This window comes from Halomonas sp. V046, assembly GCF_052645355.1.
Genome location: NZ_JBQXYF010000019.1, coordinates 56,236 through 68,958, shown reverse-complemented (window position 1 = coordinate 68,958; position 12,723 = coordinate 56,236). Strand labels below are relative to the sequence as shown.

General features: G+C 61.1%; 10 protein-coding genes. 3 read left to right on the top strand and 7 right to left on the bottom strand.

Going from position 1 to position 12,723, the window contains the following annotated elements:
• Positions 1-65: 65 nt before the first annotated feature.
• Both ACUN9Y_RS20480 and ACUN9Y_RS20475 read right to left on the bottom strand, forming a co-directional pair.
• On the bottom strand, positions 66-2,015 hold the full coding sequence (locus ACUN9Y_RS20480) for an SPFH domain-containing protein (protein WP_445462589.1): 1,950 nt from the start codon (positions 2,013-2,015) through the stop codon (positions 66-68).
• A gap of 58 nt (positions 2,016-2,073) precedes the next feature.
• A complete protein-coding gene (locus ACUN9Y_RS20475) occupies positions 2,074-2,694 on the bottom strand; it encodes a hypothetical protein (RefSeq protein ID WP_445462588.1) in 621 nt (206 codons plus the stop codon).
• A 202-nt stretch (positions 2,695-2,896) separates the two neighbouring features.
• On the opposite strand from ACUN9Y_RS20475, the gene ACUN9Y_RS20470 reads away from it, so the two are divergent.
• The gene (locus ACUN9Y_RS20470) at positions 2,897-3,334 is read left to right on the top strand and encodes a DUF2170 family protein (protein ID WP_445462587.1); all 438 of its coding nucleotides are present in this window, start codon (positions 2,897-2,899) and stop codon (positions 3,332-3,334) included.
• An 80-nt stretch (positions 3,335-3,414) separates the two neighbouring features.
• A complete protein-coding gene (locus ACUN9Y_RS20465; RefSeq protein WP_445462586.1) occupies positions 3,415-4,122 on the top strand; it encodes a PspA/IM30 family protein in 708 nt (235 codons plus the stop codon).
• 175 nt (positions 4,123-4,297) lie between these two features.
• Here ACUN9Y_RS20465 and pgeF read toward each other — a convergent pair whose 3' ends face one another.
• Both pgeF and rluD read right to left on the bottom strand, forming a co-directional pair.
• Entirely contained in the window at positions 4,298-5,053 is a 756-nt protein-coding gene (pgeF, locus tag ACUN9Y_RS20460) for a peptidoglycan editing factor PgeF (RefSeq protein WP_445462585.1), read from the bottom strand.
• Positions 5,050-6,009: a 23S rRNA pseudouridine(1911/1915/1917) synthase RluD gene (gene rluD, locus ACUN9Y_RS20455; RefSeq protein WP_445462584.1), complete on the bottom strand. Its 960-nt coding sequence runs from the start codon at positions 6,007-6,009 to the stop codon at positions 5,050-5,052. Before rluD ends, pgeF begins: the two co-directional genes overlap by 4 nt.
• Before the next feature lie 160 nt (positions 6,010-6,169).
• Between rluD and ACUN9Y_RS20450 the strand changes: the two genes are divergently transcribed.
• Positions 6,170-6,988, top strand: coding sequence for an outer membrane protein assembly factor BamD (locus ACUN9Y_RS20450; RefSeq protein ID WP_445462583.1), 819 nt, complete (start codon positions 6,170-6,172; stop codon positions 6,986-6,988).
• A 253-nt stretch (positions 6,989-7,241) separates the two neighbouring features.
• Here ACUN9Y_RS20450 and ACUN9Y_RS20445 read toward each other — a convergent pair whose 3' ends face one another.
• The 3 genes from ACUN9Y_RS20445 to ACUN9Y_RS20435 all read right to left on the bottom strand — a co-directional run bounded on the left by ACUN9Y_RS20445 (position 7,242) and on the right by ACUN9Y_RS20435 (position 12,656).
• Positions 7,242-9,008: a purine-cytosine permease family protein gene (locus ACUN9Y_RS20445; RefSeq protein ID WP_445462582.1), complete on the bottom strand. Its 1,767-nt coding sequence runs from the start codon at positions 9,006-9,008 to the stop codon at positions 7,242-7,244.
• A gap of 97 nt (positions 9,009-9,105) precedes the next feature.
• Positions 9,106-10,431 carry an ABC transporter substrate-binding protein gene (locus ACUN9Y_RS20440; RefSeq protein ID WP_445462581.1) on the bottom strand — a complete coding sequence of 442 codons (1,326 nt, stop codon included), beginning with the start codon at positions 10,429-10,431 and terminating at the stop codon, positions 9,106-9,108.
• A 593-nt stretch (positions 10,432-11,024) separates the two neighbouring features.
• A complete protein-coding gene (locus tag ACUN9Y_RS20435; protein WP_445462580.1) occupies positions 11,025-12,656 on the bottom strand; it encodes an NAD+ synthase in 1,632 nt (543 codons plus the stop codon).
• Between the last annotated feature and the right edge of the window lie 67 nt (positions 12,657-12,723).

The window sequence follows — 12,723 nt, the reverse complement described above, 5'->3', positions numbered from 1 at the left end:
GATCGAGGGTGTCGACACGACGGCGGCCCGGTACTCGCCCGGCCGCCGTCAGTGCCAGCCACGCATCAATTCACATCGTGTGACCGGCTGGCCTTGGCCGGCGAGGCAGCACCCAGGGTGTTACTCGCCAGGCCCGCCATGATCGCTTGCAAGGCCGGTGCCTTTTCCATGACGCCCTGCACCCCCTTGCCGATACCGAGCCCCTTGGCGAAGGTGTCGAAAATGCCGCCGTCGCCGCCGATCAGCTCGAACTTGGCCCCCTTGAGCGCCTCGGCCATGACGCGCCCGTTTTCCTGCACGGAGACACGCTGCATCTCGATCCCGGCCAGAGTCTCCTTCTCGAGCAGTTCCAGGTTCATGCGGAACTGCTCGAACTCGCGGGCATCGCCTGACATCACATCGTAGGCCTTGAGCTTTTCGATCAGACCATTGGCCTCCGCCCGCGCCAGCGCTTCCCGTGCCGACGCCTTGGCTTGCCCCATTTTCTCCTCGCCCGACGCCTCGACATCGAGACGTTGTTCAAGCACTCGCACCTCGGCCAGCCCCGCCTCCTCGTCGGCCTTGGCCCTGACCGAGATCACCTCGGCCTCGACCAGCCCTTCAGCTCTCAGGGCCTTGGCCCGGCTTTCCTGTACCTGAGCCTCGGCCAGGCCATCCGCTGCGGCAAGGGCTTGCCGCCCACGGGCCTGCTTCTCATCGGCTTGAGCGCGCCGCTCGGCGGCATCGGACTCCGCCTGCGCCCTCACCAGCACCTCATCGGCTTCCAGCTTGGAGCGTTCGAATACCGCTTCGGCCAGGCGCAGCTCCTTTATCTTGATCTCATCGGCCTCGGCCTCGGCAGCGGTCACACAGGAGACCTTCAAGCGCTCGGCCGCGGCGCGGTTGCGCACGTCGTTGATATGCTCTTCCTCCTGAGCGACGTTGCGTTCTACCGAAATTCGCTCGCTGGTGATCACGGCGATTTCCTTGCGCTCGGCCTCAAGCGCCTTCTCCATGCCGATACGCTCGGTCTCCACGCTACGCTGCCGATTGACGTCTTCGAGCTCGCGGGCCTGGCGGATCCTGACCTCCTCGATTTGAACCGCCCGCTCACGGGCCTTCTCGGCCATCTCCACCTGACGACGCATGTTCTCGCTGGCCACGGCGAGTTCCTCGTCGGTCTTGATGCGCGCCGCCTCCGACTTGGCCCTCTCCTGCTCCTTGACCTGCTCGGTTTCGGCAACTTCTCGGGCACGGATGGTCTCGATCTCACGGGTCTGGCGCGCCTCGGCGTCCGCCTGGGAGCGATCGAGCTCTAGAGACGCCTCGCGCGCCGCGACATTCTTGCGCTTGATCTCAAGCTCCTGGTCGCGCTCGAGTCGATTGGTATCGACGTTGTGGGTGGCGGTGATCTCGGTGATCCGCCGGATGCCTTCGGAGTCGAGGATATTATTGGGATCCAGCGCCGACTTTGGGGTCTGCTCGAGGTAGTCGATGGCGACGTCTTCGAGGATATAGCCATTGAGGTCCTCTCCGATCGTCTGAATGATCATGTCGCGAAAATGCTGACGTTCCTCGAACAGTTGCATGAAGTTCAGCTTCTTACCGACGGTTTTCAGTGCCTCGCTGAACTTGGCATTGAAGAGTTCATTGACCGCATCTCTGTCCGACGCACGCCCAACACCCACCGATTTCGCCACCCGCAGGACGTCGCCTGCCGTTTCATTGACCCTCAAATAAAATGCCACTGAGATATCGGCACGCAAGTTATCCTTGCAGATCAATCCTTCATTACCCTGGCGATTAATCTCCAGGGTAATGACGGATATCTTCATGGTCTCCGACCGATGGATGACCGGAAGCACCATCGCGCCAGTGAAATAGACTTTCGGCGTCGACGACAAGTCATTGACGATCAAGGCCTGCCCCTGATCGATCTTGCGATAAAATGCCTTGATCAACAGTATCAAGCAGACGATGACGAGGAACACCACCCCCACCGCCATGACAACAGGAACCACCCATGTTAAATTCATCGCTCTCCCCTCTTCCCTGAAGTTGTCACCCTAAAATGAGCCGCTCCACCACTCCCATTCAGTGATTCACATCGACCCAGTAACTTTTATCGGCCTCGAGATACTCGACGAGCGTTACCCTCATCCCTCGCGACAAGGTGCCCGATGACCGGACGTTGATCGTCAGGTCTACGCCATCGCGGCTCACCCTCGCTCGCCCCCTGTGCGGTGTTGTGGAAAGCCCAGTCACGCGACCTTCGAGTCCCACCAGGCTAGGGTCTACCGGCTTGGCATAGAGCTTGCAAAACAGCGGCCTCAATACACGCGCCGCTACCACCGCGACGCCATACCCCAGTACCAGGGCGGCCACGGTAATCAGCGCATGAATACCGACCATCCAACCACCGTAAAACCCGATCACGAGAAGCAAATTTTCCGCAAAGTAGCACGCCAACCAGGAAAACAGTGACCACACTGTCACCGATACAGGAAGGGGGACACCCGACAAGCCTAGGGTTGCCAAAAGTCCGAAAAAGCTCCCAAAAATCTCACTATCAACCTCAACTCCATCGATGCCTTCGATACCATCCACATCAACAACACCGAGCAAAGACACCAACCAGTAGAGCACCGACACCGCCAGAAACGCGGTAAAAATCAGCGTAGGAAAACTTAAGCACAGAATAATAAAATCTGACAAGCCACCACCATGAATGCGGAGTTTTCAGGATTGTCTCTGCAAAATACACTAGAGCACTACACCGACCCTATCATTGAAAGCCGCCTTAAATCATGGCAAAGATCTCACAAAATCATCATTTTCAAACAACACGATGACAGGGACTCCCGGAGGATCACAATAGTCCGTAACATGGTAAAACATCGACTGTGAGTATCAAAAAATGAATGGGATAGAAGCTTTCGCCACTTTCAATACCCGAAAATTTCGCGAGAAAAATCTCTCGGCTTTCTGCGTCGATACAACCGGAGAGTTGATTCAGATCAATGTCGAAGAGTTTCCTGACGTACCGGTCTACCTCAGTAGCGATGAGGAGCAGTCGTTATTCTTTTATTACTTGTTCAACGAAGACGAGGTGGACCCTCGCCACCTCAACGAACTGAACGAACAATTGCTCCAACTCAGCATCAATATTCCGCTTTGCGCCATTGGCAAGATTCGCCATCGCTACGTCGTCTTCGCCGCCCTCTCCTTGGACGCTCAACCCGCGGCAGCGCCGGATGCCTTCCTCCAGCAGGCGGTAGCCGTTGCCGAATCGACGGTCGAACTGCTGTACACCTTCGAATCGTTTCTCGTCACCTCGAGCGATACCACCGGCTAACGCCGCTCTGCCTAAAGCGCGCGGCCAGCCGTATCTAACGACCACGCCGGGCACCTCGACACGCATTGAAGGAATCCAAAATGTCCAGCATCTTCAAGAAGTTGATCACCGCGCTTCGCGGCGGAGCGAACGATGTGGGGGAAAGCATCATCGATGCCCAGGCCACCCGTGTGCTCGAGCAAGAGTTGCGTGACTCGCAGCAAGAACTGCACCAGGCCAAGCAAGACCTCGCGTCCTTGATGGGTGAGGCAGCCCGGCTCGCACACCAGATCGAGGAGCAGGACGGCGAGATCGGAAGGCGCACCCAACAGGCCCGTCAGGCCCTGGCCGATCACCAGGACGCCCTGGCCCGGGAAGTGGCCCAGCGAATCCTGGACCACCAGAGGATTCGCGCCGACCACCTGGCCTCCAGAGAGGCGCTGGGCCTGCGCATCGATGCGCTGAAAGAGAGGATCGTGGAAGCCGAAAGGCAGCTTAGCGACTACCAGCGCGACCTGCGTGTGATCAAGACCAACGAGCGAGTACTGCGCGCCACGCAGAAGATCGATACCCGCCTTTTGAGCCAACACTCGTCCCTGGCCACGGCAAAGGAGACCCTCGCGCGACTTCAGGATCGTCAACAAAGCGAAGAGTATCGCCAAGCCGCCACCGTATCGCTTAACCAATCACTCAAGGGCGAGGACCTGGATGCGCGCCTCAAGCAGGCGGGTATCGACGACGGCAAGGATGCCATCGATGACCTGCTGGCAACGCTCGCTCCAGCGCAAGCGCCGAAGGCGCCCTCCTGAGGCCTTGCAGCGATGGCCACCGGCGCGGGTCTTGTGTCTCGCGAAAGGCGCCAAGGCACGGCGCCAGGGCCGGGGTTCGGCGTTGATCTCGTAACCTCACCGGCAGGCCCAGCGCCGATCCCTGGCCCTTGCACAGAGCCCCTTTCACAGAGCGGAGGATCCCCGCCATGACGCCTCAGCGCAGCCAGATCACACTGGCCATGCGACCGGTCACTCCGTCATCGCGACGATGGGAATAAAAACGAGACTCGCAGGCGGTGCAGAAGTGGCCGCCGCTGATGTGGGAGACCCCCAGGCGCTCTAGCCTAAGGCGCGCCAGCTTGTACAGGTCACCCATATGATGGCCGAGGCGATAGGGGCTTGGCTCGAAAGCACTGGCGGCCTCGGGATGCACGCCGCAAAAGGCCTCGCGCACCTCCGGTCCAACCTCGAACTGGGCATTGGAGATCGCCGGACCCAGCCAGGTGAGCAGCGACCCTGGCTCGACACCGAGGGACGCTACGGTGGCCTCCAGTACGCCACCGGCGAGGCTGCGCCAGCCGGCATGGGCGACGGCCACTCGCTCACCGGCCCGGTCGCAGAAGAACACCGGCAGACAGTCGGCGGTCATCACCACACAGGCGTAGTCACGCGTGGTGGCTATCGAGGCATCGGCCGTCGGCGTCGTGTCACTCCAGTGCTGTTGAACGCTGGCACCATGCACCTGATCGAGCCACAGCAACGGTCGATCATCGCCGACTTCCTTGACCAGCATGCGCCGGCACAGGTCGACGTGATCCTGGTTGTCCCCGACGTGGGCAGCCGGATTGAAGGCCGCGTAAGGCCCCTGGCTCGGCCCGGTCTCACGGGTCGTGACGAAAGCCCCGACCGAGGGCGGCGCCGGCCAATCCGGTTCGATTCTGGTCGGGCGCAGGTCGAGCGCATCGATCATCGCATCGTCTCCGCATCCTCGCGCAGGTAGTCCATCAGCATCAGCAGGTCATCGGGCAGCGGCGTCTGGAACCGCACGTTTTCGCCGCTCACCGGATGGACGAAAGCCAGCCGGCGCGCATGCAGCGCCTGACGCGGAAACTCGCGCAGAATCTCCTTGAGCGTATCAGACGCGCCCGGGGGCAACTTGAGCCGACCGCCATAGGTGGCATCGCCGATCAGCGGGAAACGCTGGTGGGCCATGTGGACGCGAATCTGGTGGGTACGACCGGTTTCCAGCTTGCAACGCACGTGGGAATGGGCGCGAAAACGCTCGATCACCCGGTAGTGGGTCACCGCCGGCTTGCCCGAGCCCGTCACCGCTTGACGCTTGCGGTCCTTGGGGTGGCGGCCGATCGGCGCGTCCACGGTGCCACCGGCCGTCATCTTGCCGACCACCACGGCATCGTAGATCCTCGATACCGTGCGCGCCTGCAGCTGTTCGACCAGATTGGCGTGGGCCACCAGGCTCTTGGCCACCACCATCAATCCACTGGTGTCTTTGTCCAGGCGGTGCACAATGCCGCCACGGGGTAGACTCGCGGCACCGGGAAAGTGGTGCAACAGTGCGTTGAGCAGGGTGCCATCCGGGTTGCCTGCCGCCGGATGCACGACCAGCCCTGGCGGCTTGTTGATCACCATTAGGTGATCGTCTTCGAACACCACCTCAAGCGGTATGTCCTGGGCCTCGAACCGGTTGTCATCCTCGATGACGGCATGGATCACCAGCGTCTCGCCGCCGTGGACCTTGTCCTTGGGTTTGGCGGAGTCACCATCTACCGTCAGGGCGCCATCCTTGATCCAGCCCTTAAGGCGTTCGCGGGAGTAATCGGCGAACAGCTCGGCCGCCGCCTGGTCGAGACGGTAACCCGCCATCTGGACGGGAATGCGCTGCTGGGCTTCAAGAGTCTGGGACATGGTGCGAAGAGGGACTCGGCTGGAAAATGGTGCCCTCGACACGAAACCTTGGCCCAGAGAGGACCGGTAGGACTGCGTTTCGCGACAAGGTGCTTTATAGTGGGCGGATCACGGCCGATTCTAGCACGGCCGACCCGGGTTGTTTGATACGAGGACCAAGATGCGCGTTTTCACTTCTCCCGCCGCTCGCCTGGGCGCCCTGGTGCTGATCGGCACCGTGCTGGGCGGCTGCGCCGGCAACGATGTCGAAGAAGATCGCTACGATGGTATCGCCGAGCGCCAGCTTTATGAACAGGGCCGTGAAGCCCTCGAAGACGGCAGCTATACCACCGCCAAGAACCGTCTCGAAGCGATCGACACGCGTTTCCCCTTCGGCGACTATGCCGAACAAGCCCAGCTCGAGCTGATCTACACCTATTACCAGACCGACGACTGGGAAAACGCTCGCGCCGCCGCCAGCCGCTTTATTCGGCTGCACCCGAACCACGCCCAGGTCGACTACGCCTATTACATGCGTGGCCTGGCCGCCTGGCAAGCCGGGCGCTTCAGTCTCGAGTCGCTCAAGGTCATCGACATCTCCGAGCGCGATCTCGGCGCCACCCGCGATGCCTATACCGACTTCAGCGACATGATCAATCGCTTCCCCAACAGCCAGTACGCGCCGGATGCTCAGCAGCGCGTCATCTACCTGCGCAACCTGCTGGCTCAGCACGAGCTCCACGTCGCCGATTTCTATCTACGCAAGAAAGCCTACCTGGCCGCCGTTCAGCGCGGACGCTGGGTGATCGAGAACTATCCTCAGGCAGAGAGCACCCGCGACGCCCTGGCCGTCATGGTCGAGGGTTACCTGGGCATGGGCCTGCGCGACCGCGCCAGCGACGTGCTTCAGGTGCTGATCGAGAATGATCCGGACAACGAGCGGTTGAACGGTCGCCGTTTCGAGCCCAAGTACGTCGATGATAGCCCGCTAAGCGCCTGAACGACGGTAGGACAGCCGGTGTCTTGAGCTTCCCGGCAGATCAATGACGACGAAGGGGCCGCCCATGGGCGGCCCCTTCTCTTTGCTGCCTGTTCTTTCTTCTCGTGATGCTCAGCAGTTCGTTTGGCGCACTGCGTTTCTGTTCACGCTCCAACACCTGGCGCTCCACCTTCCTTCCGCTGTCACCAGTCTGCGGTCACACTTTCGCGTCCAGCACAGAGCGTTGCCCGGCTTTTTCCTGGTTCTTTTCCGATCAGCCTGTCGACGCTTGGGACGGCGTGCCTTCGGGCTCCCGGCGCTTGAACTGCTTGGAGCGCTGCAGCCCCCAGTAGGCGAAGGCGAAGTAGATGATCGTGCACCAGATGGTGATGTCATAGAACAGCTCACGATTGACGTAGTACTGGTACAGGTCGGGGCTTTCGAACATCACCCGCCAGGCCAGCACCGCCGGCACACCCAGCCCGACGATCCCCCACATCACCTTGATCCCCTTGGACAGCAGTGTCTTGTCCTCCACACCCTCGCGGTACTTTTCCGCCGCCTTGCGCCGGTGATGCTCGACCACCCGCTCATGGAACGCTTGCTGTTCCTTTTCTTTCTCCGGATAGGTCTCGCAGGCCCCGGCCCTACGCGCCAGCACCACGTAGACCAGGATCGACACGAACCAGGTAGGCAGAAACAGATAGTAGAAGGGCATCACATCGAGGACATTGAGCCCGAAACCGAAGATCAGCGAGATGCCCCAGCTGGCGATCGCCGGGCGGTTATCGGCAAGGCCCTTGAAGTTGGCCCAGTACCGGGTCATGCCGAGCCGCGGGAATAGCTGATACTCGGCAAAGGCGATGCCGCCCACCGGCACCAGGATCAGGCCGGCGTAGGTCAGCAGCGGCAACATGCTGCGATAGACGAACGGAAAACAGCTCGCGCCCATCACCCCGAGGCCCACCAGCATGGTCACCTTCCAGCGCTTAACCTCGGGCATCAGTGCCTGGGCGGCCAGACCGGCGCGATACAGGTTCGAATTCGCCGTGGTCCAGCCGGCAACAATCACGATCACAAAGCCGGACATCCCCAGCGCATAAAAAGCGACGTCGCCCGGATCCACCACCAGGATACTGAGCTTCATGGTGGCCGCGGTGGCCGCCCCCATCAGACCCGCCGAGATCCAGGCCACGTAGTGGCCGAACATCATGCCGGTACTGGTGGCCAGGGCGTAGCGCTTCTTGCGGGCGTAGCGCAGCAGCGCCATGTCGATCAGGCCGAAGTGGGCGAAGGTATTGGCGGCCCAGGCAAAGCCGATGACCTCCCACAAGCCGATCCCCGGTTCGCCTTCGGCATTGATGCCGGTGAACACACTGGCACTGGCGATGGCAATGAAGTCCGAAAAACTCGTCAGGGTGGTAAAGCCGGTCACCGACTCAGACAGCGCAGGGATCAACACCATGCCACCGGCGGTGAACATCACCATCAGCCAGGGGGCACAGATACCGGCAAACTCGCTCAGTGCGTTGAAGCCGAAGGCGGCGACCAGCACCACGATAGCACCCACCGCAAAGGCGATGATGACGAAGGCCATGTCGGTGGGATAAGGCGCCACCTGGGGCGGCACATCGAACAAGACCCTCACCGCGGTGGCCGAAACCGTGATCATGGCCGCCGAGATGGCGGCAAAGATCACCACATTGGCGCCGTTGTAGAGCTTCGCCATGACGTTGCCGGCGATGCGCTCCAGATAGGCAAACAGGCTAAGCCGGGTACCGACGGCGATAGGTGCGGTGATCAGGGTGAAGCTCAGTATCGCCAGGGTGTTGCCGATGACCAGGCCGACCAGGATGTCCCAGATACCAGCGCCGAGGCCGACGAAGGTAGCGCCGATCACGAACTCGGTCGCCGCCACGTGCTCTGCGGCGTAGAGCCCGAGAAAGTGCTTGGCGCCGTGTTGCTTGTGGGGTGGAACCGGCAGCTGTTCGTCATCGACGCTGTCAAGAGATTGCTGCGGGTCAAAGCCGGATGTCGCCATGGGCGTCTCCTTGTGTGTCACTCGTCTCGCTTTCGGATGAACATCCAGCGTCTGGGCTCACCCGGTCTGCCGGCTTCCGTCGAGGAGCCGATCGTCACTACTGCTGAGCGAAACGCGCCTGCTCGGTCACCTTCTCGGTGACCCACTGGGCGTTCTCGATGGCTTCCTCGACGGTGATGTCTCCTGCCAGCGCCTTGGCGAAGCGGTTACCCACGGCCGTGCCAATGCCCTGGAAGGCGGGGATTGCCACGTACTGAACGCCGCGATAGGGCACCTCCTGTACCGTCGGGTCATCCGGGTCGGCGCTTTTCAACGATTCCAGGACCAGTTCACTGTAGGGCGCCGCCTCGCGATAACGTGGATTGTTGTAGAGCGATGCCCGGGTTCCCGGCGGCACCTGAGACCAGCCCTCTTGCTCGGCCACCAGCTCCTGATAGTCCCGGGAGGTCGCCCAGGCGACAAAGCGCTTGGCCGCATCGCTCTGGTCGGAACTGGTGGGGATCGCCAGCGCCCAGGCCCACAGCCAATTGCTGCGCTTGTCCAGGCCGTGGTCCGGCGCCAGCGCGAACCCCACGCGATCGGCCACCTCGGACGCCTCGGGATCGGTCACCGCGGAGGCCGCCACCGTGGCATCCACCCAGATACCGCATTTGCCCAGCTGGAACAGCGCAAGATTCTCGTTGTAGCCGTTGTCCTCTGGATTCGGGGGCCCGTACTCTCCCAGCAGGGTCAGATAGTGATCCAACGCATCGCGCCAGCCGTCGCCCTCGAGCTGCGGCTGCCACTGTTCATCGAACCAGCGCCCGCCGAAGGCGTTGGCCATGACGGTCAACAGCGCCATGTTCTCGCCCCAGCCCGGCTTGCCGCGCAGGCAGATGCCGTAGTGATAATCGGGGCTCGAGATCTTTGCCGCAGCCTGTTTCAGAAAATCCCAGCTTGGCGCCCTGGGCATGCTCAGGCCGGCGTCCTCGAACAGATCCGTGCGGTACATGGTGAAGGCGGACTCTGCATAGAAGGGGGCAGCGTAGAGGACGTCCTGGTAGGACAGCGCCTGGCGCACGGTAGGCAGCAGATCCTCGGGCTGGTAGTCACCCGGCATGTCGGTGATGGGGACAAGCCAGCCACGTTCGGCCCAGATGGGGGCTTCATAGGTGCCGATGGTGACGATATCGAAGCGCCCTCCGGAGGTTGCGATATCGGTGGTGACCTGCTGGCGAAGCGTGCTTTCATCCAACGTCACCCAGTTGAGCTGGATATCCGAATTCTTCGCCAGAAAGTCCTCGCCCAGTTCTCGCATGCGCAGCATGTCCCGGTTGTCCACCGTGGCGATGGTCAACTCCGTCGCCACGCCCTGCTGGGCAAATACCGCACTCCCCCCCAGCACCAGCATACTCGCGACTCTTACTCGAACGGACGTCATCATTCGCGCACCCTCGCACCGGCGTTAACGATTGCTATTCTAAAAAACCTTAGCAGCAACGCGCGAACTCGACACTGAATTTACAAGAGACAACCTCGGGGAATTTGCCTAATCTCCCTCATGGAAGGTCAATACAAAAAGCTTATTCACAAAACAATTAATTAGTAAAATAATAGAAAACCAGCATGCGCAAATATCTAAATAAAAGATATCTGACATAACAACACTCATACTAGGACGCGCAAAAGCGACGACATTTCTCACGCCAAATGTAGCTTACTTCCTCGCCATCTTTAAGGCGAAAACACTCACTACCAGCGACTAGAACCTCGATATTCTTCAGCGATCCGGCACTCTTCGACGTCAAAAAAAACTCGAAGAATGCCGACAACACATCTCCAGCACATCAGGAGGCTAGCCGTGATCATCGAAAAGCGATGTCAGGCTAGACGGCCCCAATGAACAGTGAGCATAAGCATCGTGAAGCACGCAAGAAAGGGAGCGCCAACATGGCACCACCCGCCGAGCCACATGGGCCCGACGGATGAAAGACTACCAGGAAAAGAGCAGGATCAAGGACAAGAGATAGCGTGGCGCTACTGCCCCGGCTGCCAGCCGTTGACGATGGGATAGCGACGGTCACGGCCGAAGCCGCGCTGGGTCACGCGAACGCCGACCGGCGCCTGGCGACGCTTGTACTCGCAGCGATCCACCAGCTTGACGATCTTGTAGACGTCCTCGGCGCTAAAGCCCGCCTCGATGATCGCCTCTGCGCTCATGTCTCCCTCGATGTAGCGCACCAGGATAGCGTCCAGGGTGTCATAGTCCGGCAGCGAATCGCTGTCCTGCTGGTCCGGCGCCAGCTCCGCCGATGGCGGCCGCTCGATGACCCGCTCGGGGATCACCACCGCCTCGGTGTTGCGCCAGCGCGCCAGGCGGTAGACCCAGGTCTTGTAGACGTCCTTGATGGCGTTATAGCCCCCGACCATGTCGCCGTAGAGGGTCGCATAGCCCACCGCCATCTCACTCTTGTTGCCGGTGGTCAGCACCATCAGGCCCTTCTTGTTGGACAAGGCCATCAGCAGTACGCCGCGACAGCGCGACTGCAGGTTTTCCTCGGTGGTGTCGCGCTCGGTCCCCTCGAAGCTCTCCGCCAGGGTCTCCATGAACGCCTCGACCATCGGCGCGATGGGCATGACGTCATAGCTGACCCCGAGCAGGCGCGCCTGCTCGGCGGCATCTTCTCGGGACATGTCCGCGGTGTAGTGATAGGGCATCATCACCGCATGGACACGTTGAGGGCCGAGGGCATCGACGGCGATGGCCAGCGACAACGCCGAGTCGATGCCGCCCGAGAGCCCGAGCACCACACCCTTGAAGCCACTCTTGTTGACGTAGTCGCGAAGACCGGTAACCAGCGCGCTGTAGAGGTCTTCCTCTGGCGTCACATCGAGATCGACCTCGCCTTCCCGCGGCACCCACTTGCCCTTCTCGTGGATGAAGTGCACCGGACTGAGCCAGATATCCCAGTGCGGTGACTGCACGGCGAGTTTGCCGTGGGCATCGACACAGCAGGACCCGCCGTCGAACACGAGTTCGTCCTGGCCACCGATCTGATTGACGTAGACGATCGGCAACGCCGCATCACGGGCTCGCTCCTCGAGCAGCACAAGCCGTTCGGCGGGCTTGTTCTGATGGTAAGGCGAGGCATTGAGCGTCACCAGCACATCGGCACCGGCGTCTCGGGCCTGGCGCACCGGGGTCTCCTGCCAGATATCCTCGCAGATCAGAACGCCGAGCTTGGCGCCCTTGTGCTCGACCACCAGTGGCTTACTGCCGGCGGTAAAGTAGCGCTGTTCATCGAATACCTGATAGTTCGGCAGCGCCTGCTTGGCGTACTCCGCGATCCATTCGCCGTTGTAGAGCACGCCGGCCATGTTGTAGAGCTTGCCTTCGCGGCGGCCGGGGTAGCCCACGATCACCATGACGTCCTTGACCGTCTTTGCGGCCATCCGTCCACGCGCCTCGCGCAGGCGCGTCTCCATGGACGAGCGCAGTAGCAGGTCTTCCGGCGGGTAGCCGGTCAAAAACAGTTCCGGCAGCACGACGACGTCGGCCCCGTGCTCGAGGAACGCCTCACGCACGGTTTCGATGGCCCGGTCGGCGTTACCGGGGATGTCGCCGACCAAAGGGTCGAGCTGCGCCATCACCAGAGTCAGGTCTTGCATGGGCGATGAAATCTCTCGAGAATCGGTAGGGATGACCCCTATTGTCCCGCAAGGGACGCCAAGTGGC

Bases quoted from the DNA above. Each gene is read 5' to 3' on its own strand.
- ACUN9Y_RS20480 (WP_445462589.1), bottom strand. From the start codon at position 2,015: ATGAATTTAACATGGGTGGTTCCTGTTGTCATGGCGGTGGGGGTGGTG.
- ACUN9Y_RS20470 (WP_445462587.1), top strand. From the start codon at position 2,897: ATGAATGGGATAGAAGCTTTCGCCACTTTCAATACCCGAAAATTTCGC.
- ACUN9Y_RS20465 (WP_445462586.1), top strand. From the start codon at position 3,415: ATGTCCAGCATCTTCAAGAAGTTGATCACCGCGCTTCGCGGCGGAGCG.
- pgeF (WP_445462585.1), bottom strand. From the start codon at position 5,053: ATGATCGATGCGCTCGACCTGCGCCCGACCAGAATCGAACCGGATTGG.
- rluD (WP_445462584.1), bottom strand. From the start codon at position 6,009: ATGTCCCAGACTCTTGAAGCCCAGCAGCGCATTCCCGTCCAGATGGCG.
- ACUN9Y_RS20450 (WP_445462583.1), top strand. From the start codon at position 6,170: ATGCGCGTTTTCACTTCTCCCGCCGCTCGCCTGGGCGCCCTGGTGCTG.
- ACUN9Y_RS20445 (WP_445462582.1), bottom strand. From the start codon at position 9,008: ATGGCGACATCCGGCTTTGACCCGCAGCAATCTCTTGACAGCGTCGAT.
- ACUN9Y_RS20440 (WP_445462581.1), bottom strand. From the start codon at position 10,431: ATGATGACGTCCGTTCGAGTAAGAGTCGCGAGTATGCTGGTGCTGGGG.
- ACUN9Y_RS20435 (WP_445462580.1), bottom strand. From the start codon at position 12,656: ATGCAAGACCTGACTCTGGTGATGGCGCAGCTCGACCCTTTGGTCGGC.